Here is a 23,436-nt window from a genome sequence, read left to right as displayed (position 1 = left end):
GGTGACATGCTCGCCAAAAGCTCCCCGCGCGAGTCGCTGACCGCCCACCTGGCCGCCACCCTGGACGGGGCGCTCGCGCTACAGCGCCGGGTCGGTGAGATCGCGCTGCTGGAGCCGGTGTTCGAGGGGACGTTCTGGCCGGTCGTGTGCCTGGCGGCGCTGTGCCACGACGCCGGGAAGATCCCGGACGGCTTCCAGGCGATGCTGCGGGGCACGGTCAAGTCCTGGGGCGAGCGGCACGAGGTGGTCTCCCTCGGTTTCCTGCCCGCGCTGATCGAGGACGAGCGGCTGCTGATGTGGACCGCGACCGGCGTGGCCACGCACCACCGCCCGCTGTACGGTGACCGCGGCTCCCTGGCGCTGGCGTACGGGCAGGCGGCGGAACCGGAGTGGCGAGACCGCTTGCAGCCCGTCCCCGCCCAAGTGGCGGCCGAGCTCACGCGGTGGCTCCAGGAAAAGGCGCGGCGCGCCGGGCTTCCCGTCACCGCGTCATCGCGCGGCCAGGATGTGATCAGCGAGGCGTACGCCCTGTTCGGCAGGCTGCTGGACTGGTGGGACGCGCCGTCCTTGCACAACGAGCGCCTGGCCGCCGTGCTGCTGCAAGGCGCGGTCACCCTCGCCGACCACGTATCCTCCGCGCACGGCGCCCTGCACCCGCACCAGCCCCTGGACGACGTATTCGCGGCGCGGCTGACCGCCGGCTTCGCCCGCCGGGGACACGACCTTCGCCCCCACCAGCGGGACGCGGCGAAGGTGGAGGGGCATCTGCTGCTGCGCGCCCCGACCGGCTCGGGCAAGACCGAGGCGGGCCTGCTGTGGGCGGCGGCGCAGGCGGTCCAGCTCGCTTGCTGGACCGGGGGTGTGCCCCGGGTGTTCTACACCCTGCCCTACCTCGCCTCGATCAACGCCATGGCCGTACGCCTGGGCGACCTCCTCAGCGATGACAGCCTCGTCGGCGTGATGCACTCGCGAGCCGCCTCCTTCCACCTCGCCACGGCCATCCGCCCCGAGGACGGCGAGGACCAGCAGGCCACAGCCGCGCGGAAAGCGGTCGCGCGGGCCGCGGCCACCCGGCTGTTCGCCGAGACGGTGCGGGTCGGCACGCCGTACCAGATCCTGCGCGGCGTCCTGGCCGGGCCGGTGCACTCCGCCACGCTCATCGACGCCGCCAACTCGGTGTTCGTGCTGGACGAGCTGCACGCCTACGATGCCCGGCGCCTGGGCTACATCCTGGCCATGGCACACCTGTGGGAGCAGCTCGGCGGCCGGATCGCGGTGCTGTCGGCCACGCTCCCCGACGCGCTGGCCCGCCTGTTCCGCACCGCCCTGGACGCCGAAGCGCACCTCGTCGAGGCCGGCACCGCCGCCGCCCCGCGCCGCCACCGCCTCATCGTCCGCGACCGCCACCTCACCGACCCGGCGACGATGGAAGAGATCACAGCCCGCCTGGGCGAAGGCGAATCGGTGCTGGTGGTCGCCAACAACGTGGCCGACGCGCAGTACCTGTACGCCGAGCTGTCTTCCGCCACCCCCACCTCCTGCCTCCTGCACTCCCGCTTCCGCCGCATGGACCGCGCCGAGGTGGAACGCGAGATCGGCGAACACTTCGGCCTCGGCCGGCCCCGGCGGCCCGGCCTGGTCGTGGCCACCCAGGTGGTCGAGGTGAGCCTGAACGTCGACTTCGACCGCCTGTTCACCTCCGCCGCACCGCTGGAGGCGCTGCTGCAGCGCTTCGGCCGCGTCAACCGCATCGCCGCCCGGCCGCCGTGCGACGTCATCGTGCACCCGCCGGCGTACGCGCCGCGCCGCACGGGCGGCCAGGACTACGCCGACGGCGTCTACCCGCGCCTGCCGGTGGAGCTCGGCCTGCGCGTCCTCGCCCGCCATCACGGCCGGGAGGTCGATGAGACCGAGGCCCGCGCCTGGCTGAATGAGGTGTACGACTCGGAGTGGGGCCGCGCCTGGCACGACGAGGTCATGTCGCACGCCACCGACTTCGCCGACGCCTTCCTCGCCTTCACCCACCCCTTCGACAGCCGCGAGGAACTGGCCGAGCGGTTCGACGCGCTGTTCGACGGCACCGAGGCGATACTGGCCGAGGACCGCGACGCCTACGAGGCGGCACTGCACCAGGTGCCCGGCAGCCGGGCGGCCGGTCGCCTGCTGGCCGACCGCTACCTGATCCCCATGCCGTACTGGGCCGCTCCCCTGTCCAGGTGGGAGAAACGGCTCGGCGTACGCATCATCGAGGCCGACTACAGCCCGCGCCTGGGCCTGGGCCGCATCCACGGCCCTGCCCGGGAGACCTACCAGGCAGGTGAGATCCTGTGATCGAGGCCGAGGATGTGGGCGGGGTGCACGTCAAGTACCTCTACCACTGCCACCGCCAGCTCTGGCTGTACGCGCGCGGCGTACGGCCCGAACACCTCAACGCGACCGTCCAGCTCGGCGAGGCGGTGCACGAGACCTCCTACACCCGCAGCTCCCCGGTCGACCTCGGCGCCGCCAAGCTGGACCACCTCGACGGCGCCGCCTGGGTGCACGAGGTCAAGTCCTCCGGCAAGCCGAGCCGCGCCGACGAGGCCCAGGTGATGCACTACTGCTACCGGCTGCGGGCCATCGGCGTGGACGCCCAGGGCGGCATCCTGCACTATCCCAAGACCCGCCGCACCAGCCGCCTGCCCTACACCGGCCAGGCCGAACGCCAGGCCGAGGCCGACATCGACGCCGTCTTGACCGTCGTCCGCGCGCCCGTCTCACCGCCGCGCCCGGCCCGCACGGCCTGCCGCGGCTGCTCCTACCTCGACTACTGCTGGAACGACTGATGCCCACCGCCGCCCGTACCTACTGGCTGACCACGCCGTGCCGCATCCGCCGCAAGGACCAGTCCCTGCGCATCGAACGCCAGGACGGCTCACCGGTGCACATCCCGATCACCGACGTGCGCGACATCGTGGCCTGCGAACCGGTCGACATCAACACCGCCGTGATCTCCCTGCTCAACCAGCACCGCATCAACGTTCACTTCCTCAGCCACTACGGCGACTACGCCGGCTCGCTGCTCACCTCCGACACCAGCACCTCCGGCGAGACCGTCATCGCCCAGGCCCGCCTGGCCGCCGACCCGGCACAGTCCCTGAACATCGCCCGCGCCCTCGTCCTGGCCACGGCCGCCAACGTCCGCCGCGTCATCGACCGCAAACTCCTCACCCGCCCGCTGGAGGTCCTGGAGGCCAGCGTCGCCGCCGCCACGACCCGCGAGGAACTCATGGGCGCCGAAGGCGCCTTCCGCCGCTCGGCCTGGGCCGTCCTGGACACCCGCCTGCCCGACTGGCTCCAGCTCAACGGCCGCACCCGCCGCCCGCCCCGCAACGCCGGGAACGCCTTCATCAGCTACGTCAACGGCATCACCTACGCCCGCCTGCTGTCGGCGATCCGTCTCACACCGCTGCACACCGGCCTGTCCTTTCTGCACAGCACCATGGAACGCCAGCGCCACTCCCTGGTCCTGGACCTGGCCGAGGTCTTCAAACCCCTGTTCGCCGAACGCCTGCTACTACGCCTGGCCGGCCGCGGCCAGCTCAAACCCGCCCACTTCGACGTCGAGACCAACCAGGCGATGCTCAGCGACACCGGCCGCAAACTCATCGTTCAGACCGTCCGCGACGAACTCGCCGTGACCATCCAGCATCGAGGGCTGGGACGGAACGTCGCTTACGACGAACTGCTGTACCTGGAGGCCCTGCAGCTCACCCGCACCTGCCTGGAGGGCACGCCGTACAAGCCGTTCCGGATCTGGTGGTGAGAGAACCGTGTACGTGGTCGTCGTCTACGACACCCTCGCCAAACGCAACGCCGCCATCCTGCGGCTGTGCCGGCAGTACCTGCACCACGTCCAGCGCAGCGTCTTCGAGGGCGCACTGAGCCCGGCGCAGCTCCGCCGCTTCCGGCACGAAGTGGAGGGGGTGATCGATGGGGGGTACGACAGCGTGCTCGTCTTCACCTTCCCGCCCGGCACCACCCCGGAGCGCCAGGAATGGGGGGTTGCCCAACCGGCACCTAGCGATATCTTGTGAAGCGGCCAGAGACACGATGATCAAGGAAATTGCAGCAGACCCCCTGGGGTTACTGCACTACCGGAGGTTCACTGCAAAAGCGCTTCTCCGGAGCCGCGGGAAGGGGCGCTTGACCTGCGTCTTTACCGTGGGGTCCTCATCGCCCCTGAGAGGGGTCGCAACCGCTCACGTCCCGGCCCGCCCGCTCGATGTCGTCCGGTCCTCATCGCCCCTGAGAGGGGTCGCAACGCCAGCATGCGGTCGTAGGCGTCCCGGACCTCCTGCGTCCTCATCGCCCCTGAGAGGGGTCGCAACCCGCGGATGGCGAGGCCGACGCCGCCGATGATCGGGGGTCCTCATCGCCCCTGAGAGGGGTCGCAACGCAGAAGCGGCGCCATCGTGCTCGACGTAGACCGCCCGGTCCTCATCGCCCCTGAGAGGGGTCGCAACGTCACCTCCTCCGGCGCGTCGCCCATGACGCTGGTCCTCATCGCCCTGAGAGGGGTCGCAACGCAGTGACCCCCCTGACCCCCATCTTGTTCAGGAGTCCTCATCGCCCCTGAGAGGGGTCGCAACACGACCGGGCGGCCACGCAGGATCGTCACGAGCGGTCCTCATCGCCCCTGAGAGGGGTCGCAACACGCCGAACCACGCCTCGGCCGCCTCGCCGATCTCCTGTCCTCATCGCCCCTGAGAGGGGTCGCAACCCGTGGCGCCGCCACAACTGGTGGCCGTACCGCGTCCTCATCGCCCCTGAGAGGGGTCGCAACTTCCAGAAGCCCCTCATTGGGTCGCTGCGCAACTCGATCGGCGGGTCCTCATCGCCCCTGAGAGGGGTCGCAACAGGGCGGCGACGATGTCGCCCACCGCGTGCGCCAGGGTCCTCATCGCCCCTGAGAGGGGTCGCAACTAGCCGGGCATGTCCGGGGCCTCCAGGAGGATGGGTCCTCATCGCCCCTGAGAGGGGTCGCAACTTGATGGCGGGGGTCCCTCCACACCCGTCCTCATCGCCCCTGAGAGGGGCTCGCAACGTATTCAGGCAGCGCAGACCCGGTGTTTGGCCAGCGTCCTCATCGCTCGGTGCAGATAGCAGTGCTAATCGGGAAGGCGGGCACAACCCACGCCCTTGAAGGGCCGCCAAGCGATCGTCTACGTCCAGCGGCGTGGGTCCCTAACAGCGCCCACGCCGCATTCGAGCACCGATTCAGACAGCGGCGGCCAGGCGCATTGCGCGTATGGCCTGGGTTTCCATGTCGTGGGCGATGTCGGCGTCGGGGATGGTCTGGGCGACGCTGGTGACGGCGTGCATCACACCGCCGGCGCTCAGGTCGCCGCCCTTGATGAAGTGGCGCAGGATCTGCTGCTGGTGCTCCTCGGTGAAGCGGAGCTTGGCCGCGACCAGCGGGATCGTGACGTCGGGGTTGGCAATGTCGGTGCCTGCGGTGTTCGTGAGTTCGGCGATCTTGGCCGCCGCCGGCGTCCCGGCATATGTCGACGCGAGCGCGACCCGCGCGGTGGAAACCGGGGAGACACCCAAGAGCGAAGTCCCGGAAATCCCGAAGGGGGCACTGCCGCCGGACGAGCGGGACCTCCTCAAGCTCAACCGGGCGCCGGCCCTGACACCGCCGGGCAGGCTGGGGAGTGACGGCCCTCTGGGGCGGCAGGCCACGGCGACGCGCGAGCCGTCGGCCTCCGACTTGTTCACCGCCGCGTTGGCCTCCCCTCCGGACATCGGCTCCGCGTTTCCCGAGGACCAGGCGCAGGTCGACACGCTCACGCCGCAGTTGCGGGTCCAGGCGTACGCCAGGGGCACCACACCGTGGTGGGACGTCGACCGCCTGTACAAGGTCTGTGAGATCACCGCCACCGGCGGTACGGGAGCGTGCCGTCAGTCTTCATGGCAGGACTGGACCAACCCGTACTGGCGGGTGCCTAGCGGTTTTCTGAAGTGGGGCAAGTCCTACGAGTGGGAAATTCAGGCGCGCGACGGCGTCACCGGCGATACGAGCGTCCGGCAGGACATGACTTTCACCACGGCGGTCCGCCAGCCCGGAGTGAGTTCGCAACTGGCGAGCCGCGGTGTGAACGGGCAGGAGTTCCATCACCTCGCCGGGAACTACACCACCACGTTCTCCGACGTCTCGGTCACGGTGGCCGGTCCGCCGCTGGCCGTAACGCGCTCGTACAACAGCCTTGACCCGCGAAACGACGGCATGTTCGGCGCGGGGTGGTCCACACGCTATGACATGAAAATAAAGTCGGAGGGTGGATCGCCGGAATCGCTTCTGGTGACGTATCCCGACGGTCGTCTGCTGCGTTTCCAGCAGAAGCCGGGCACGACGAGTTACCAGTCGCCGGCCGCCATGCACTTCACCTTGGCGAAGGCCACCGGTGGCGGCTGGCAGTTGATGGACAAGGCGTCCACGGTCTACCTGTTCGACGCGCAGGGACGCCTGATCAAGCTGACCGACAACCGGGGACGCGGCCAGGATCTGACCTACGGAGCCGACGGCAGGCTGCAGAAGGTGACCGCGACCGGCGGACGCTCCCTGAACTTCACCTGGAACGGGGACCGCGTGACCTCGGTCTCCACCGATCCCGTCGATGGCACCGCGATGACGTGGACCTACCAGTACGACGGGGACCGCCTGACCCAGGTGTGCTCGCCCGCCGCCGCGCCGAACTGCACCGTCTACACCTACGGAAGCGGGTCACGCTACCGGGAGATCGTGCTGGACGACCGACCCCTCGGCTACTACCGGCTCGGGGAGCACCTGATCGTGCAGTCGGAGGGACAGTGGCAGTGCTATCCGGACGAGACCGGCCTGTCCGGCTGTGCCATCTACGGGTCGGGGGTGCAGCTCGATCAGCCCGGCGCGCTCTCCGGCACCGCGAACACCTCGGCCGGCTTCCGGGGCAACGGCACCTCCTCCTACGTCGATCTGGTGAACGTGCTGCCCAAGGTCGGGGACACCGCTTCGGTCGAGACGTGGTTCAAGACCACCGGCCCAGGAATGATCTTCTGGGCCGGGCAGGGCGCATGGAACCCGTCCAACCCGGGGCACGGCGCGCCGGGTCTCTACGTCGGCACCGACGGCAAGCTGCGCGGTCAGATGCGGCTCGCGTTCCCCTTCGAGTCGCCGATCGCGCCGGCCACCTCGCAGAACCGGGTCGACGACGGCCAGTGGCACCACGCGGTCATCACCGTCTCGGGCGGCGTGACCAGCTTGTACGTGGACGGTGCGCTGTCGGGCACCTCCGATATCGGCACCGAGCCCTACGACTGGGTGGAGAACGCGCTGATCGGGACCGGCTCCGCCAGTTCCCACCTCCCCGGCGGCCCGGCAGGGAAGGACCAGCCCGTCGAGTTCGCCTTCCCGGGCTCGATCGACGAGTTCGCCTTCTACGACCGCGCGCTCAGCCCACAGCAGGTCCAGGCGCACTACCAGGCACGCGCCGAGGCGCCGTACACCCTGTCGAAGATCACCCTTCCGTCGGGGCGCACGTGGATGTCCAACACCTACGACCCCAAGAACGGCCGCGTGATGACACACACCGACCAGCACGGCGGCACCTGGAAGGTCGGCCCCCAGACCTATGACTGGGTGAAGGGCCTGACCACGATCACCGTCCGCGACCCGCACGATGGAGTGCTGCAGTACGAGCACGACATGTGGCGTGGCTATCGCCTCGTCTCCGAGACGGATCAGCTCAAGTACAAGACGACATACAGCTACGACTCCGGCGGCTTCTCCACGAAAGTGACGGACCGAAACGGCAACACGGTCACCCAGACCTCCGACGAGCGCGGGAACGTGCTCAGCAGCACGACGTGCCGCACCTCGACCAGTTGCCAGACCGAGTACTACGGCTACCACGTCAACACGCAGAACGAGTTCGACCCGCGCAACGACCTGATGACCGTCTCACGGGACGGCCGCTCGGCGAACTCCTCCGACAACACCTACGCCACCAGGTGGGAGTTCGACACCTTCGGCGACCTGGTCAAGGAGACCACGCCCGCCACGTCCGACTTCCCCAGCGGCCGGGCCACCGTCTACACCTACACCGACGGCACCGAACCGGCCCTGCCGAGCGGGACCGGGACCGTACCGGCGGGGTTGCTGGAGTCGGAGAAGGACCCCAAGGGCAACGAGACCACCTACCGCTACACCGCGTCCGGGGACATCGCCGAGGTCACCGACCCCTCCGGCCTGGTGATCAGGTTCGGCTACGACTCGCTGGGCCGGATGATCTCCCGTACGGAGGTCTCCGACGCCTTCCCGGACGGTGTGACGACCAGGTTCCGGTACGACGCCGCCGGTCGGCTGGTCGCGCACACGGGCGCGCCGGTCAAGAACGACATCACCGGGGTCACGCACCAGCCGGAGGCCCGCTACACCTACACCCCGGACGGGCACCGCGAGACGGAGAGCGTGGTGGACCTGACGGGCGGCGACCCCGAGCGGAAGGTCTCCTACACCTACGACGACTACGGCCGGGTCGAGTCGGTCACCGGGCCCGAGGGCGCCGTGGTGCGCTACACCTGGGATCACACCGGGGCGCGTACCAGCGTCACCGACGAACTGGGCAACGTCTACCACTACGCCTACACCGAGCGCGGCGAGCTGCGGACCCGGACTCTGAAGAACTGGACCGGCAGCCCGGTGGCGCCGAAACCCGCCACCGATCTCGTCCTGGAGTCCTACACCTACGACAACGAGGGGCGCCTGGGCGCGAAGGTCGACGTGCTGGGCCGCAAACTGGCCTACAGGTACTACAACGATGACCTGCGCCAGCAGGTGGCCGCCGAGAACGTCAGGCTCAACGGCTCCGCCACGCCGACGACCGTGGTGCTGGAGAACAACACCTACGACTTCGCCGGCAACCTGACCAGGCAGGAACTCGGCGGCGGCAAGCAGATCCTCCAGATGGAGTACGACGCGGCCGATCGGCTGACCAGGGAGGTGCTCGACCCCGCCGGCCTGGCCCGGGAGATCCGTTACACCTACGACGCCAACGACAACGTCGTCACCGAGGCGATGACCGCCGCCGACGCGGGGCGCACCGAGCGGATCGAGCACCGGTACAACGCCGACGACGTGCGCGAACGCAGCACGGTGGAGAACGGCGACACCGACCTGGTCACTACCTGGACGGTCGACGACCGCGGGTTGGTCACCAAGATGACCGACCCCCGGGGCAACCTGCCCGGTGCCGACCCGGCGGCCTTCACCACCGACTACCGCTACGACGCGGCCGGGCAACTGGTCGAGGTCAGCTCGCCTCCGGTGCGGGTGGAGGAGGCGGGCACTCCCGCCGCCACGGCCCGCCCGACGGTCACCTTCGGCTACGACAGCGGGGGCCGCCGCACGCACTCCCGCGACGAGAAGGGCCGCGTGACCACCGTCGGTTACGACAGGCTCGGCCGGACCACAACGGTCACCGAACCGGCGTACACACCGCCCGGAGGCAGCACCCTCACCCCGGTCACCAGGTACGAGTACGACGCCGCGGGACGGGTGACCCGCTACACCGACCCGCGGGGCTTCATCTGGTCCACCGAGTACGACGCCCTCGGCAACCGGGTGCGGGTCACCGAACCGGGGCCGGGCGGACAGCCGGGCGGGGCGTGGGTGTACGAGTACGACGCCGCGGGCGAGCTGCTGGCCAGCGTCGACCCGACCGGCGCGCGTACCGAGGCCACCTACGACGGGCTCGGCCGCCAGGTCACCCTGACGATGATCGAGCGCAAGCCGACCCCCACGGCCCTGACCACGAACATGGAGTACGACACCGCGGGCCGTAAGGTCAAGGAGATCGCCCCCGGAGGCCGGACGCTCGCCTACGAGGTCAACGCCGCCGGTGAGGTCACCAAGTTCACCGACCCGCTGCTCGACGTCACCGAATACCGGTACGACCTGGCCGGGCGGCTGATCAGGACAACCGACCCGCTGGGCAACGCCACCGTGAGCGAGTACGACCTCGCGGGCCGGGAGATCGCGGTCAAGGACCTGGACCGCAACGGCCAGGTCCAGCGCACGGTCGCCTACGAGTACGACGCCGCCGGCAACCCCGTTGCGGAGACGTCCGGCGAGGGCAACAAGGTGCGCCGCGTGTACGACGCCACCGACGCCCTGGTCGAGCTGATCGAGCCCGTCTCCGACGACGTCTCGGTCACCACGACGTACGGCTACGACGCGACCGGCGCGATGACACGCACCACGGACGGGCGCGGCAACACGGTCTGGACGACCTACAACAGCCTGGGGCTGGCCGAGTCGGTCATCGAGCCCGCTACGACCGCCCACCCGCAGCCGGCCGACCGTACCTGGACCAACGTCTACGACGCGGGCGGCAACGTCACCGCGGTGCTGCAGCCCGGTGGCGTGCGCATCGACCGCCAGTACGACCACCTGGGCCGGCTGGTCAAGGAGACCGGCACCGGCGCCCAGGCGGCGACGCCCGACCGTACCTTCGGCTACGACCTGGCGGGCCGCGACACCGTGATCGGCGATTACACCCTGGAGTACAACGACCGGGGCCTGCTCACGAAGGTGAGCCGGGGCACCACCCAGGTGGCCGCCTTCACCTACGACGACATGGGCAACGTCACCCAGCGGGTGGACACCAGCGGGACCGCCTCGTTCACCTGGGACAACGACGACCGGCTCCGCACGGCGGCCGACCCGGTCAGCGGCCGATCCTTCACCTACAGCTATGACAAGGCCGACCGGGTCACCTCGCTCACCTCCGCCAATCCGCTCACCACGCAGGACTTCTCCTACGACGCGATGGACCGGCTGACCGGCCACACGCTCAAGAACAGCGCCGGCGTCGAGATCGCGAAGATCACCTACGGGTGGGACAAGGACGACCAGCTCATCTCCAAGGTGACCACCGGAACTGCCGGAGCGGGCACCAACAGCTACGCCTATGACCGGATGGGCCGGCTCACCTCCTGGACAGCCCCCGACGGCAACGTCACCCGCTACGAGTGGGACCCCGCGGGCAACCGCACCAAGGCCGGCGACGCGACGTTCACCTACGACGAGCGCAACCGGCTGCTGTCCGGCGACGGCGTCACGTACACCTACACCCCGCGCGGCACCCTGGCCACCGAGACCGAGAACGGCGTCACCCGCAACCTGACCTTCGACGCCTTCGACCGCCTGGTCTCCGACGGCCAGGCCACCTACACCTACGACGCCCTCGGCCGGCTCGCCTCCCGCAGCACGGCCAACGGCACGGAGAACTTCGTCTACTCCGGGACCGAGAACGACATCGTCGCGGTGACGGACGGTGCCGGCGCGGTGCAGGCCACGTACGGCCGCACTCCCACCGGTGAGCTGCTGAGCCTGAAGGAGGGCACCGGGCCGGCGCTCGGGGTGCTGTCGGACCAGCACGGCGATGTGGTGGGCACGTTCTCCGGCACCGCGCTCGTGGACTCCACCGCGTACGACCCCTTCGGCGAGGTGGTGGTGCAGACCGGCACCAAGCGACGGCTGGGGTACCAGGGCGAGTACACCGACCCGGACACCGGCAAGGTGAACATGCACGCCCGGTGGTACATCCCCGGGACCGGCGGCTTCGCCTCCCGCGACGACGTCACCCTCACGCCGTACCCCTCGCTCAACCTCAACCGCTACGCCTACGCGCTCGGCGACCCGCTGTCGATCGACGACCCGACCGGGAACTGCCCGTTCTGCATCCCGCTGGCGTGGATGGCCGCGCGCATGGCGGCACAGATCATCGCCCGGCAGATCGCCCAGCGTCTCGCCGCCGAGGCGGCCAAACGCCTGGCCATCGAGGCCGCCAAACGCGCCGCCGCCCAACTGGCGCAGAAGACCGCGCAGCAGGCCGTGAAAAAGGCCGCCCAGACCGCGACCAAGAAGGTCGCCCAGACGACTGCGAAGAAGGGCGCGCAGAACACCGTGAAACGGGGTGCCCAGCAGTCGGCGAAGAAGGCGGTCAAGGACAAAGCCAAGCAGCAGGTCAAGAACCAGGTCCGTAACAAGGCCAAGGACCAGATCAAGAGGCAAATCAAGAGCAAGGCGAAGGAGAAGGCCAAGCAGAAGACCAAGCACCAGGCCAAGGACAAGGCCAAGGAACGCGCGAAGCAGAAGGCCAAGGAGAAGGCCCAGCAACGCGCCAAGCAGAAGGCCAAGGAGAAGGCCAAGCAGAAGGAACGCGAAAAGGCCAAAAAGAAGGCCGAGCAGACCAAGAAGAAAGCGCAGTCGACCAAGAAGAAGAGCCAGACCAAGTCCACCGGCGAGAGCCGCTTCGAGATCATCGAAGCCACCATGGACGACTTCGGCGTCGAGCCGGTCAGCGACTTCGACGGCTGCTTCAGCTTCAAGGGCTGCGCCAAGGACGTCGTCGAGGACATCATCGAGGACACCACAGAGTCCCTGATCGAAGACATCATCGACCACGTCGCCCCCGACCTGCCCCTGGTCGGCACCCCCGGCGACGGCAGCGGAAGCTGCGAACGCCGCCCCAACAGCTTCGTCCCCGGCACCCCGGTCCTGATGGCCGACGGCACCACCAAGCCCATCGAGGACGTCAAGGTCGGCGACCACGTCCAGGCCACCGACCCCGAAACCGGCCGCACCGCCCCCAGACCGGTCACCACGTTGATCACCGGCGACGGCGTCAAGCACCTGGTCGAGCTGACCATCGACATCGACGGCGACCGCGGCGACGCCACGGACGTGATCATCGCTACCGACGAGCACCCCTTCTGGGTCCCCGACCTGCGGGAATGGGTGCCGGCCGGCCAGCTCGACAAGGGCACCTGGCTCCAGACCTCCGCCGGCACTTACGTCCAGATCACCGCCGTAAAGCAGTGGACCGCCACCCAGCGCGTCCACAACCTGACGGTCGAGGACATCCACACCTACCATGTGGTAGCTGGCGATCAGGCCCTTCTTGTACACAATAGTGGTCCAAAAAAGCCTGACGACGAACTTCTCTCTGATGCCAAATCCCTGCATGAAACGATGCGTTCATCGTATGGAGACCGCGCCTATAACGGCACGACCGTGGCGACCGGGGAATTTGATGGAGAATACGTTTATACCGTCAATAGGAATAAGACGAACCCCGCTATGCGCGCGTTAGCGGCCAGTCTCGGGTACACTCGAGTAAGTGGATCGAAGTATATAGGGCCGGGTCAGACTGATGCAGAGCAGGTGATGCTGAATGCCGTAGATCAAGGGCGCCTCGCGGCTCAAGGTAGAATGGCAACGTCTCGTCCGCCGTGCGGTCCTAGTCGGCAAGACTGTGCTGGGCGGATTGCTGGCTATCCTGGAATCGATCTGGTCGGAGGGTGCTGATGCTGCTCTGGGACTATGAGATGGCTGCTGAAAGAGAGAAGCTGAATGGTCTCAGCCCTACTCGGCGATTGGCGTTGGCGGTAACGGCCATCGAGTGGACGATGGCAACAATGTCTCCACCAATTCGGGATGCAGCTACGCGTGCTTTTCTTGAGAGAGCGCTAGTTGCTTGCCGTCGGGCTGTATCGGAAGGTCAAAGAGCAGTCTCGGAGCAGCCGGAACTTATTAGGGACTATGATGACGTGTACGAGGGGACCGAGGAACCCGGGACAGCCCACCTCCTTTCGGCGGTGATGGAGTGTTGCGAAGCCGTCGAGGGCCTAGATGCGCAAAGGGTGTACAATGTTCTTTCTTACTGTTACGAAGGTTCTATGGATAGGGAAGATATTCCTGATCTCAGTCTAGACGCCGAACGCAATAATCGACGGTGCGTCTCAGTGATTCAGTATCAGCGCAACCTCATCGAAGAGGCGGTGGCGACTGACGCAGGTCTTAATTCTTGATTTTATGTAGTGATAGTCACTATGGGGTGGATTGGCCGCTCCTTGTGATCGCATACTTTCCGGCCGGGCGGTACTGACCGGAGACCGGTCGTTAACTTGGCATGCAGCGGGGAAACGCTTGTGGACGTCCTTCCTGGTCGTAAGGTCGGTTTGCAGCCGGACAATCGGGGCTGACAGGACTTGCAATCCGGCAAGAGCAGCGGGGATGTACCGACCCAGTGCCGACGAGCGGCGATGGCAAGCGCAGGCGACGGCCGCCGCACGCCAGCCATTTGCCACGCGAGTAGTCGTAGGCGGTGTTGGGGCTTGTAAGTGCGGGCAGGGAAGCCGCGCAGGGCCAGGATCTGTTTCCATGAGCCCTTTTCATCTTGAGTAGCGGCCTTCTTCGATGAGCTGAAGGACGAGGATGGCCTGCACGATCGCGGTGGCGCGGTGCGGGCAGCAGCGCAACCGGGTCAGGACCTTCCAGGTCTTCAAGGTGGCAACGGCGCGTTCCCCGCAGGCGCGGATGCGGGCGTGTGCATGGTTGACCGAGCGCTGATGGCGCGACAGCGGCGGCCGTAGCCGATGGCCTTTGAACGGCGTGCGGATGCTGCCTCCCGCACCCTGATATCCCTTGTCGGCGAAGGTCTTCACCCCTGCCGCGGTCAGCGCGTCGATCAAGCCGGTGGCGCGCGCCGCGTTCAGGTCATGCGTGGCACCGGGCAGCGCGGGTGAGGCCCACACCGGCTGGCCGAGCGGATCGGCCAGGACCTGCACATTCATGCCGTGGCGTCGGTGTTTACGGCCGTTCGTCGGCCAGCCGGTCGATCGGGATCAGGGTGCCGTCCAGGATGGTGTAGGCCAGCCGGCCGGCGCGTAAGACGGCGGCGTGGACATCGTCGGCGAGTACGGCGAGCAGGTCGATCGCTTCGCGGACGTAGCGCCAGGCGGTGCTGGTGCCGACGTGGAAGCCGGCGGCCAGCCGCGCATAGGTGTCACCGTTGCGCAGGTGGGCCAGGACCAGAAGGGCTTGCCGGGACGCATCCAGGCGCCGCCACCGGCAGCGGCGCTCGGCACGCCGGGTACGGATCAGCTCGGCCAGACGGATCAGGGTGTGATTGGACAGCGGAATCGCGGCAGGGTAAGACAGCAACGAGGCTCTCCGGTAGAGGCATCGGATCTTGGTCGACTGCTGTCTTACCGAGAGCCTCTTCTCATGCCAACCGGTCCCGGTGCCGCCCCTGCTGACCAGCGCGATCAGGTTGAAAAAGCCTCCCTTTTCAACCGCCCCATTCCCTCAGGTGGGAGGGTTGCCGGGCAACGACCCATGATTCGGTGACCTGGCATGACACTCGCCCGATCCCTGTGATCGTGGCCCGCTTCCCGCTCTGAGCAGGCGGGGTGAGGTTGAAAAAGGTTCACTGAGGCGCTCAGCGGAACCGCGCAACGATCCGTACGGCTGATGTCCATCGGCGTAGCCGTCGCGCACAGCGCCGCTCAGGCGTACGCCGAGCACGTACATCGGCGAGCTCAGGCGAGCGCCGAGGCCACACGTGCCGCGAATCGCCAGCGGCTGACCGCGCAACGGGCCATCCGCTTGCGGTGGGCCCCGCCCATGATCCGGCATGGCTTCGGGAGGTGGGTATCGTCGAGGTGGCCCGGGTGTGGGGCGCGGCGGTGCCGTACATGGACGACGACCTCAGCGCCGCCACCGCCGTACGTCTGACGGAACAGCGGCTGCGGCAGTTGCATCCACACGCGATGGAGCACTACGACCGGCTACGTGCCACGGGCCTGGATCACACCCGGGCCATGTTGCGGGCGGCGCCGTTCTTCACCCGTGACCCGAACGTCCGTACCGGCCACCCCGCACCGTCGCGGGCGGCGCTGGAATCGGCCTCCGCCGACCCGGCCGAGGCCGCACGCCTGGCCCAGAGCGACTTCCCGCACCACATACGCCAATCGCTACATACCACGGTGACCGTGGACACCAGCACGATCGCAAGCCGTACCCCGGTTGAGCCTCAGGCCCAGCCACGCCGGTCGCGGTAGCGACGCGGTCAGCGGACGAGCCGGGCCTTCGCCTGCGCCATGGTCGCCGTGGGCAGGCGATCGCCCACCCAGTGGTGCGGCGCCTGCGGCCCGTCGAGGCCGGCGATACGACCTTCGGCGTCCACCTCGCACGTCAGGCCGGTCGGCCACGGTGCAAGCATCAGGCCCAGCACGAGGCATTCGGCCCCGGCCGCGACGGCCCGGCGTAGGTCCTCCACCTCTTCCCCGGGTGCGGCCATCACGAAGGTCCACTGGGGCATCGCCGGGACGGCGTGTTCCCGCTCGCCTCGGTGGTCATCACCCGGACGCCTCGGGCACCCCCGGCACACACGCGGTGGAGCTCCAGATTCCGCCCCGGTTTCACGATCTCCTCACGACCAGGTGGATCACAATTTGCTGATCGAACGTCGCCATCAGTGATCACACCGTCTTGCGAGGACGTGAAATGCGGAAGCCGATCATGCTGGAGCACCCATGGATCATCTACCTGCGGGCCTGCCTGGCCGTGCGCACGCATCGCGCCCGCACAGCCCCGACACGCGGCGCCTCCGCCGTGGAGTGGGCGATCATCACCGCGATCATCGCCGGTGTCGCGCTGGGCCTGGCCACGCTGATCAGCACACTCGTCGAGCAGAAGCAGGCCGACATCCAAAGCCGGCTCGGCGGCACCGAACCCTGACCATCGTCGCATCGGCGGCCTCCCGGTAACACGGGAGGCCGCCAGTGGAGTGATCGTCGCCGGAGTGCAGGTCAGCGGCCACCGGGCCAGACCGCGGCTTTGCAACCGGTCCAGTTGACACGGTTCCCGCCGACGCGCCCGTGACAGAGCTTGAAGACCTTGACCGAACCGAAGAGGGAGGTGTCGGTGGCGCATCCGCCCTGGGGCGCCACCACCTCGAAGGAGTCGCGGGCGTCCAGAGAGTTGTCGTTGTGCCAGACCGCCTTGTACGCGAGGTCGTCCTTCCGCCCGTCGCACACTTTGATCATCGACCGATCGGCCGGCACCGTCACACTGCCGTGCCCGTGAGTATCGCTCCAGCCGGCGCCTCTCGTCGGCGCCGTCGCCGCGAAGACCAGGTTCAGGCCCGTGGCCACCATCGCGATCACTCCGCCGGCTCGGGTCACGCGTCCCCCCTAATTCGTTTCACGCCGTCACACGGTCAGAACGCATAGTAATCAACCGGTGACGGTTCGCATGTGGGGCGGGAGATTTCTTCTTGGCAGCCCCGCAAGCCCTGACCCTTATGGCTGCTCGTGTCGCAGAGATCACGAGTGATGCTTCCATGGCATTCCTCGCTCGTGAGCGGGCCACTAAACGCCAACACCTTTACGTTGTAGATTCATAAAGGCGTTCAGAGGGCAGGGTTATATGGCCTGGCCTGGGAGTGAGCCGGCATACGGTCGTTGCGGTGACAGCTCCGGTGCATGAGGTATCCCGATGGTGGTGGCGTGACCGCCGAGCAGCGATTACGCCGCGAGCAGGTGCGGCTGCGGGCGGCCGACCGCTTCGCCGAAGCCGCCGGTGATGCCCAGGTCGCGCGAGAGTTCCGGGTGTCACGCATACCGGCCAACCGGTGTCGGCGGGCGCTGGAGACCGGCGGACGCGAGGCATTGGTCTTCAAAGGCCCGGGCGGGGCGGGGCGCAGGCTGGACGACGCCCAGCTCGCGCGCCTGGAACAGGCCCTGACCGAAGGGCCGATGGTCTACGGCTGGGACGACCAGTGCTGGACCCTCGCCCGGATCGCCGACGTGATCCAGCACCTGTTCAAGGTCGGCTACACCGTGGCCGGGGTCTGTTCCCCGCTGCACCGGCTCGGCTGGAGTCGGCAGGCCCCTCCCGCCGGGCCTCCGTGGACGCAAAGGGGAACGCCGGGGTTCGCCGAGGCCGGCTATGCCGCGTTGTTCGATGCCGCCCATCAGCAGCTCAGCGGGGCGCTGGTGGTGGTGTGGGACAACCTGAACACCCACAGCTCCGCCGAGATGAGGCGGCTGATCGCCGCACATCCCTGGCTGACGGTCTTCTACCTGCCCGCCTACATCCCCGAGCTGAACCCGGTCGAGGGGGTGTGGGCGCACGCGAAGAAGAGCCTGGCCAACCTCGCCATGCGCACCATCGACCAGCTGATCGCCTTGGTGAGAGACCGGCTCAAGCGCATGCGGTACCGACCGGCGCTGATCGTCGGCTTCCCGGCCAAGACCGGCCTGGATTTCCAACCCCCGTAACCCCAGCCATGAAGTCTCTCTAGCCGCGATGAACGTGGTCAGGTCTCGGCCTGCTGGCGCAGGGGAAGGCCGGTCAGTTGAACATTCCGGACCGGCGGGACCGCGGCGAGGGTGTCGTGACGGTCCGGCGGGGTGGGTGACGGCCGGTCCCACGGTCCAACGACGGTCCAGACACTGCAAAGGCCGGTCGCCTGGGTGGCGAACCGGCCTCTGACCTGCGAGAATCTGGTGGGCGATACTGGGATCGAACCAGTGACCTCTTCGGTGTGAACGAAGCGCTCTCCCGCTGAGCTAATCGCCCTGGTGTGCGGCCCCTTGCGGTGCCGACGGGAAAACCATACCGCACTTCGGGGGGTGGTGGCGAAGCGACGATCGAGAGGGGCGCGGGGCGATGGTCGGGTGGCGGTCGGGAGTGGGCCTGGGCGGCGGTCGGGAGGGGGCCTGAGCGGAGGCGGTGGGGGTTAGTTGGGGGGAATGGTCGCGGATGCGCACGGGGGGAGGGTCGGGTGTCATAGCATCGTGCTGACCCGCGGTGACACGATAGGAACGGAGCTGAGAGCATTCGTCCAGGGACGTCCAGCAGGGAGGGCCGCGCGGGTCCAGCGGCGATCTTCTGCGGGAGGGCCCGGACGAGCCGTAGTGACACGCAAAACCCCGGCGAACACGGGCCTTTCGGTGGTGTTTGACCAGGTAGGGACCCGAATGTCCCGCTGTGATGTGCGTTACAGAAGGGCCTGTAGGCGGAATTCTTCCTACAGGTTTCTTCGTTCCGCGTCATAGCTCAGGACGAAGTCCGTCAGAGCAGTGAAAGCCCCGATGAGGGGACCCGACGACGTAAAGGTTTGGCTGACGATGAACAGCACCACCGTCTCTGCCGAGCTGGGCCTTCGGCTTGTGGTCCCCGACCGTACCACCGTCCCCCTGCTCGCAGGTCTGAGCTACACGGCGGAAGATCCGTATGCGATCCGGATGGCCTTCCATGTGGGGAACGACGAACCGGTCGAGTGGATCTTCGCCCGCGAGTTGCTCACTGTCGGCATCGTGCGACGTGTCGGCGACGGCGACGTGCAGGTGTGGCCGGCGCGGGCCGATGGGGAGCGTACGCTGCACATCAGCTTGACGTCCCCGTTCGGTCAGGCCCTGTTCGAGGTGCCGCTGGCGCCGCTGACCGAGTTCCTGCACCGCACGTACGAGCTGGTGCCCGCAGGGCGCGAGACCGACTTCATGGATCTCGACTCCGAGCTGACGAACATGCTGTGGAGCTCCTAGCCGTCCGTTGATCCCCCTGCCAGGCGGGTCATCCTGGAGATCTCGATGGCCTGGGACGACAGTACGTCCCGGGCCATGAGGCGCATGCGCCTGTCGGCGCCCTCCGCTACCTCGGTCTTGGCCATCGCGAGGGCGCCCCGGTGATGGGCGATCATCAGCTCCAGGAACAGCCTGTCGAAGGACTCTCCCCTGGCCGCCCTGAGCCGGTTCATCTGCGCCAGCGTGGCCATGCCGTACCGGCCCCGCATCTCCTCGTGGGCGTGCGCTCCGGGGACGGGGCGGCCCAGGGCGGTCAGCCAGGCCGACATCGCCTCGATCTCGGGCTGCTGGGAGACCGTGATCCGTTCGGCCAGGGCCAGGATCGCGGTGTCGGTGGTGCGGTCGCCGGCCAGGGCCGCCATCTCCAGGGCCTGGCGGTGGTGGGGGATCATCGACTCGGCGAAGGTGACGTCGGCGGCCGTGGGACGCGCCTCCGACTCGCCCAGGCGCTCCCCCGGCGCCGCCGTACGCCCGGCCTCACCGGGGCCCGCGGGCAGGTTCAGCGGCGCGTCAGAGCCGGCGGTGAGGGGCGCGGGGGCGTCCTGCTGCTGGGTGCAGCCCGTCGCCGTGACGACGATCGCCGCCATAACTGTGACCAAATACCGCCACGTTCGCATGTTCCCCGACATAGCTTCCATACTGGGGCACAACCATGCCGACTATGGGGGGAACTTGAGCAGGTCAGGATGGATCGGAGCGGCGGTCGCGGCCGTGGTGCTGGGGCTGGCCGGGTGCAGCGCGCCGGCGGAGCGGGCGGGCGGCGAGCCCGCGGCGGCCGGGTCGGCCGCGCCCACCACCGCCGGGGAGAACTCGCCGCCGGCCGCGGACGAGGTGAGGAGCAGCGAGAACGTACGGCTGGTCACGAACGTGCCGCTGTCGGCGCCGTTCGACGGCGAGGAGTCTTGGGGGACAGACCTCGCGTTTCAGGATAAATACGCGTATGTCGGCAACTACGATGGCTTCACCATCCACGACATCAGCGACCCCACCAAGCCCGTCACCGTGAGCCGTACGCTGTGCCCCGGCGGCCAGAACGACATCTCCGTGAGCGGCAACCTGCTCTTCCTGTCCATCGACGACCCGCGCACCGACGAGACCTGCGCGAGCAAGCCCGCCCAGGGCTTCGGCGAGAACGCCTGGGAGGGCATCCGGATCTTCGACATCAGCGACAAGGCGCACCCGAAGTACGTCTCCTCCGTCGCCACCGCCTGCGGCTCGCACACCCACTCCATGGTGCCGGGCAAGGACGGCCAGACCCTCTACCTGTACGTCTCCTCTCCCGGCCCCGAGCCGGAGTCCACGACCTGCACTCCCCCGCACAACACGATCTCCATCGTGGAGGTCCCCCTGGCCGACCCCGCCCGCTCGCGGGTCGTGAACGAGCCGGTGGTGTTCAACACCGCGCAGAAGGACGCCGACGCGGGCTTCGGCGGCTGCCACGACGTCACGGCGTACCCGGAGAAGAACCTGGCCGCCGGGGCGTGCTTCGGCGACGGCGTGCTGCTGGACATCAGCGACCCGGTCAGGCCGGTGGTGCTGCAGCAGATCAACGACGAGGAGAACTTCTCGATCTGGCACTCGGCCACGTTCAACGACGACGCCACCAAGGTGGTCTTCACCGACGAGCTGGGCGGCGGCACCGCGGCGACCTGCGACAGCGGCACGCCGCGCACCAAGGGCGCCAACGCGATCTACGACCTGAAGGACAACCGGCTCACGCTGCGGTCCTACTTCAAGATCCCGCGCGAGCAGACCTCGACCGAGAACTGCGTGGCGCACAACGGCTCGCTGATCCCGGTCAAGGGCAAGGACCTGATGGTCCAGGCGTGGTACCAGGGCGGGATCTCGATCTGGGACTTCACCGACTCCGACAACCCCCGCGAGATCGGGTACTTCGAGCGCGGGCCGCTGTCGGGCACCGGGCTCGGCGGCTCGTGGTCGGCGTACTACTACAACGGCTACATCTACTCCAGCGACATCACCAAGGGCCTGGACGTGATCGAGATCAACGACCCGCTGACCGATCCGGCCAAGCAGGTCAAGCTGGACGCGTTCAACGTCCAGACCCAGGTGTCCTACGGCGGCAGGTGACCGTCACGGGTCGAGGTCGGACGCGCTGCGCTCGGCGAAGACCTGCATGGCCTTGGCGGTGATCGGGCCCGGGGCGACCGGGAGGGCGGTGTCGTCCACCAGCCGGATCGGCTGGATGTCACGCGTGGTGGAGGTCAGGAATGCCTCCTCCGCGTCGTACAGGACCGACAGCGGCACGTCCTCCTCGGTGCCGCCGCACCACTCCAGGGTGAGCGCGCGGGTCACCCCGGCCAGGCAGCCGGAGGCGAGGGTCGGGGTGACCAGGCGGCCCCCCTTGACCACGAAGATGTTGCTGCCGGTGCCCTCGCACAGGTTGCCGGCCAGGTTGCCGAAGATCGCCTCACCGCCGCCGCGCTGCTTGGCGTAGGCCAGGGCCTTGGCGTTGTCGCCGTACGAGGTGCTCTTGACCCCGGCCAGCGCGCCGCGCTCGTTGCGCGGCCAGGGGACGACGGTGACGTCGGCGGTGGCCGGGAACGGCTTCTGCTCGCCGACGATCACGATCGCGGTGCAGCCCTCGTCGCCGCGGTCGGAGCCGAGCGGCCCCGGGCCGCTGGTGTAGGTGACGCGGACGCGGCCGAGCGGCCAGCGGGGCGCGGCGGCCAGGCAGGCGCGTACGCCGTCGGCGATGGCCTCGGTGTCGGGTTCGGGCAGGTCCATGCGCTGCGCGGAGAGCCGGAGCCGGTCCAGGTGGCGGGTCAGCGCGAAGGACTCGCCGTTGACGCATTTGATCGTCTCGAACACGCCGTCTCCGACCATCAGGCCGTGGTCGAACACCGAGACGACGGCCTCTGCGGGATCGAGCAGGCGCCCGTTGACCCAGACCGGTACGTTCATCTGTCTCCTCCTATGGTTACACGCCCCCGTACGAGGCGAGCGAGATGAGCCTGGCCGCCTTGAGTTCGGTCTCATGCCACTCACGGCGGGGGTCGGAGCCCCACGTGATGCCCGCCCCCGTGCCGAACCGGATCAGGTGGTCCTCGATCCAGAAGGTGCGGATGCCCACCGCCAGCGATGCCACCCGCCGGTCGGCGTCGACCCAGCCCACGGCACCACAGTACGGCCCCCGGGGCGCTGGTTCGAGCTCATCGATGATCCGCAGCGCGGATGATTTCGGCGCGCCGGTCACCGAGCCCGGCGGGAACGTGGCCGCGAACAGGTCCGGCCACCCGTGTCCGGCGGCCAGGCGGGCGCGTACGGTCGAGACCAGGTGCACCAGGCCCGGGTGCTTCTCGACCGCGCACAGCTCGGGCACGCTCACCGAGCCGACCTCCGCGACCCGGCCGAGGTCGTTGCGGACCAGGTCCACGATCATGACGTTCTCGGCGTGGTCCTTCTCCAGCAGGTCGGCGGCCGTGGCGCCGGTGCCCTTGATCGGGCGCGACTCGATCACGTCGCCGGTGCGCGAAAGGTACAGCTCCGGCGACGCGGACACCACGGCCGTCCCGGGCAGGCTGACGGTGGCCGCGTACGGCGCCGGGTTGCCCTGGGCGAGGAGCGCGGCCAGCGCCGCCGGATCGGCGCCCGGCCCCGGCCGGAGAGGGGCGGTCAGGACGCGGCACAGGTTGGCCTGGTAGACCTCCCCCTGCTCGATGTACGCCCGGATGCGCTCCACCCCGGCCTCGTACGCGGCCTGGTCCAGGGAGGTCCGCCAGTCCTCGGGCGCCGGCCCGTGCCAGGGGGCCGCCGGACGGGGCAGCGGCGCCCGGCGTACGTGGTCGAAGCGGGCGCAGGTGATCTCGCCCTCGTAGGTGGCCACGACCGCCCACCACCCGGAGCCGTCGAGCGCGGCCGGGTCGGTGGTGATGTCGCGCAGCCCGGTCGCCAGGACGCCGCCGACATGGGCGAAACTGTGGTGCACACGGCTATTGTCCCGCTTTGGAGGCG

17 protein-coding genes, 1 tRNA gene, 1 pseudogene and 2 CRISPR repeat arrays are annotated in these 23,436 nt (G+C 68.5%); of the genes and pseudogenes, 11 read left to right on the top strand and 8 right to left on the bottom strand.

The window, feature by feature from the left end; genetic code table 11:
- The first annotated feature begins 6 nt into the window (after positions 1-6).
- Genes cas3 through cas2 form a run of 4 tightly spaced genes read left to right on the top strand, consistent with a single transcriptional unit; the run spans position 7 to position 4,076 of the window.
- Positions 7-2,331, top strand: coding sequence for a CRISPR-associated helicase Cas3' (cas3, locus tag HNP84_RS29020; protein WP_185053112.1), 2,325 nt, complete (start codon positions 7-9; stop codon positions 2,329-2,331).
- Positions 2,328-2,825, top strand: coding sequence for a CRISPR-associated protein Cas4 (locus tag HNP84_RS29015; RefSeq protein ID WP_312925913.1), 498 nt, complete (start codon positions 2,328-2,330; stop codon positions 2,823-2,825). Before cas3 ends, HNP84_RS29015 begins: the two co-directional genes overlap by 4 nt.
- A complete protein-coding gene (cas1b, locus tag HNP84_RS29010) occupies positions 2,825-3,805 on the top strand; it encodes a type I-B CRISPR-associated endonuclease Cas1b (RefSeq protein WP_185053111.1) in 981 nt (326 codons plus the stop codon). The genes HNP84_RS29015 and cas1b overlap by 1 nt, the downstream gene beginning before the upstream one ends.
- Before the next feature lie 7 nt (positions 3,806-3,812).
- On the top strand, positions 3,813-4,076 hold the full coding sequence (gene cas2, locus HNP84_RS29005) for a CRISPR-associated endonuclease Cas2 (RefSeq protein WP_185053110.1): 264 nt from the start codon (positions 3,813-3,815) through the stop codon (positions 4,074-4,076).
- Between the two features lie 132 nt (positions 4,077-4,208).
- A CRISPR array of direct repeats spans positions 4,209-4,505; the repeat unit is 30 nt; unit sequence GTCCTCATCGCCCCTGAGAGGGGTCGCAAC.
- A 95-nt stretch (positions 4,506-4,600) separates the two neighbouring features.
- Positions 4,601-5,085: a CRISPR direct-repeat array (repeat unit 30 nt; unit sequence GTCCTCATCGCCCCTGAGAGGGGTCGCAAC).
- Positions 5,086-5,259: 174 nt separating this feature from the next.
- Here the strand turns inward: cas2 and HNP84_RS29000 are convergent.
- Positions 5,260-5,760 carry a hypothetical protein gene (locus HNP84_RS29000; protein ID WP_185053109.1) on the bottom strand — a complete coding sequence of 167 codons (501 nt, stop codon included), beginning with the start codon at positions 5,758-5,760 and terminating at the stop codon, positions 5,260-5,262.
- Positions 5,761-5,767: 7 nt separating this feature from the next.
- Here HNP84_RS29000 and HNP84_RS28995 point away from each other — a divergent pair, with 7 nt between their 5' ends.
- Complete coding sequence (locus HNP84_RS28995; RefSeq protein WP_185053108.1) at positions 5,768-13,393, top strand: polymorphic toxin-type HINT domain-containing protein; 7,626 nt, start codon at positions 5,768-5,770, stop codon at positions 13,391-13,393.
- Positions 13,387-13,896: a hypothetical protein gene (locus tag HNP84_RS28990; RefSeq protein WP_185053107.1), complete on the top strand. Its 510-nt coding sequence runs from the start codon at positions 13,387-13,389 to the stop codon at positions 13,894-13,896. Before HNP84_RS28995 ends, HNP84_RS28990 begins: the two co-directional genes overlap by 7 nt.
- A gap of 363 nt (positions 13,897-14,259) precedes the next feature.
- Here HNP84_RS28990 and HNP84_RS28985 read toward each other — a convergent pair.
- Positions 14,260-15,031: pseudogene (locus tag HNP84_RS28985) on the bottom strand (transposase family protein).
- Between the two features lie 485 nt (positions 15,032-15,516).
- Between HNP84_RS28985 and HNP84_RS28980 the strand changes: the two are divergent.
- Positions 15,517-15,930, top strand: coding sequence for a hypothetical protein (locus HNP84_RS28980; RefSeq protein WP_185053106.1), 414 nt, complete (start codon positions 15,517-15,519; stop codon positions 15,928-15,930).
- 8 nt (positions 15,931-15,938) lie between these two features.
- Here HNP84_RS28980 and HNP84_RS28975 read toward each other — a convergent pair whose 3' ends face one another.
- Positions 15,939-16,190, bottom strand: coding sequence for a hypothetical protein (locus tag HNP84_RS28975; RefSeq protein WP_185053105.1), 252 nt, complete (start codon positions 16,188-16,190; stop codon positions 15,939-15,941).
- A 185-nt stretch (positions 16,191-16,375) separates the two neighbouring features.
- On the opposite strand from HNP84_RS28975, the gene HNP84_RS28970 reads away from it, so the two are divergent.
- On the top strand, positions 16,376-16,609 hold the full coding sequence (locus HNP84_RS28970; protein ID WP_246518833.1) for a Flp family type IVb pilin: 234 nt from the start codon (positions 16,376-16,378) through the stop codon (positions 16,607-16,609).
- Positions 16,610-16,680: 71 nt separating this feature from the next.
- Here HNP84_RS28970 and HNP84_RS28965 read toward each other — a convergent pair whose 3' ends face one another.
- Entirely contained in the window at positions 16,681-17,055 is a 375-nt protein-coding gene (locus HNP84_RS28965) for a hypothetical protein (protein ID WP_185053104.1), read from the bottom strand.
- A 324-nt stretch (positions 17,056-17,379) separates the two neighbouring features.
- On the opposite strand from HNP84_RS28965, the gene HNP84_RS51355 reads away from it, so the two are divergent.
- Positions 17,380-18,153: a transposase gene (locus HNP84_RS51355; RefSeq protein ID WP_221336876.1), complete on the top strand. Its 774-nt coding sequence runs from the start codon at positions 17,380-17,382 to the stop codon at positions 18,151-18,153.
- A 226-nt stretch (positions 18,154-18,379) separates the two neighbouring features.
- Here HNP84_RS51355 and HNP84_RS28950 read toward each other — a convergent pair.
- Positions 18,380-18,454: transfer RNA gene (locus HNP84_RS28950), tRNA-Val, on the bottom strand.
- Between the two features lie 551 nt (positions 18,455-19,005).
- On the opposite strand from HNP84_RS28950, the gene HNP84_RS28945 reads away from it, so the two are divergent.
- The gene (locus HNP84_RS28945) at positions 19,006-19,422 is read left to right on the top strand and encodes an SsgA family sporulation/cell division regulator (RefSeq protein ID WP_185053103.1); all 417 of its coding nucleotides are present in this window, start codon (positions 19,006-19,008) and stop codon (positions 19,420-19,422) included.
- Here HNP84_RS28945 and HNP84_RS28940 read toward each other — a convergent pair.
- The gene (locus HNP84_RS28940; protein WP_246518832.1) at positions 19,419-20,048 is read right to left on the bottom strand and encodes a DUF305 domain-containing protein; all 630 of its coding nucleotides are present in this window, start codon (positions 20,046-20,048) and stop codon (positions 19,419-19,421) included. The two genes, HNP84_RS28945 and HNP84_RS28940, sit on opposite strands and share 4 nt — an antisense overlap.
- Positions 20,049-20,133: 85 nt before the next feature.
- On the opposite strand from HNP84_RS28940, the gene HNP84_RS28935 reads away from it, so the two are divergent.
- A complete protein-coding gene (locus HNP84_RS28935; RefSeq protein ID WP_246518830.1) occupies positions 20,134-21,552 on the top strand; it encodes an LVIVD repeat-containing protein in 1,419 nt (472 codons plus the stop codon).
- 3 nt (positions 21,553-21,555) lie between these two features.
- Here HNP84_RS28935 and HNP84_RS28930 read toward each other — a convergent pair whose 3' ends face one another.
- Complete coding sequence (locus HNP84_RS28930; protein ID WP_185053100.1) at positions 21,556-22,386, bottom strand: aminotransferase class IV; 831 nt, start codon at positions 22,384-22,386, stop codon at positions 21,556-21,558.
- A 16-nt stretch (positions 22,387-22,402) separates the two neighbouring features.
- Positions 22,403-23,410 (bottom strand): chorismate-binding protein, encoded by a 1,008-nt coding sequence (locus tag HNP84_RS28925; protein WP_185053099.1) that lies wholly within the window; start codon positions 23,408-23,410, stop codon positions 22,403-22,405.
- Between the last annotated feature and the right edge of the window lie 26 nt (positions 23,411-23,436).

The organism is Thermocatellispora tengchongensis (assembly GCF_014202315.1).
GTDB classification, from domain to species: domain Bacteria; phylum Actinomycetota; class Actinomycetes; order Streptosporangiales; family Streptosporangiaceae; genus Thermocatellispora; species Thermocatellispora tengchongensis.
This window is presented reverse-complemented; position numbering and strand designations above follow the sequence as displayed.

Bases quoted from the DNA above. Each gene is read 5' to 3' on its own strand.
- HNP84_RS28930 (WP_185053100.1), bottom strand. From the start codon at position 22,386: ATGAACGTACCGGTCTGGGTCAACGGGCGCCTGCTCGATCCCGCAGAG.
- HNP84_RS28975 (WP_185053105.1), bottom strand. From the start codon at position 16,190: ATGCCCCAGTGGACCTTCGTGATGGCCGCACCCGGGGAAGAGGTGGAG.
- HNP84_RS28970 (WP_246518833.1), top strand. From the start codon at position 16,376: ATGCGGAAGCCGATCATGCTGGAGCACCCATGGATCATCTACCTGCGG.
- HNP84_RS28945 (WP_185053103.1), top strand. From the start codon at position 19,006: ATGAACAGCACCACCGTCTCTGCCGAGCTGGGCCTTCGGCTTGTGGTC.
- cas1b (WP_185053111.1), top strand. From the start codon at position 2,825: ATGCCCACCGCCGCCCGTACCTACTGGCTGACCACGCCGTGCCGCATC.
- cas3 (WP_185053112.1), top strand. From the start codon at position 7: ATGCTCGCCAAAAGCTCCCCGCGCGAGTCGCTGACCGCCCACCTGGCC.
- HNP84_RS28940 (WP_246518832.1), bottom strand. From the start codon at position 20,048: ATGGCGGCGATCGTCGTCACGGCGACGGGCTGCACCCAGCAGCAGGAC.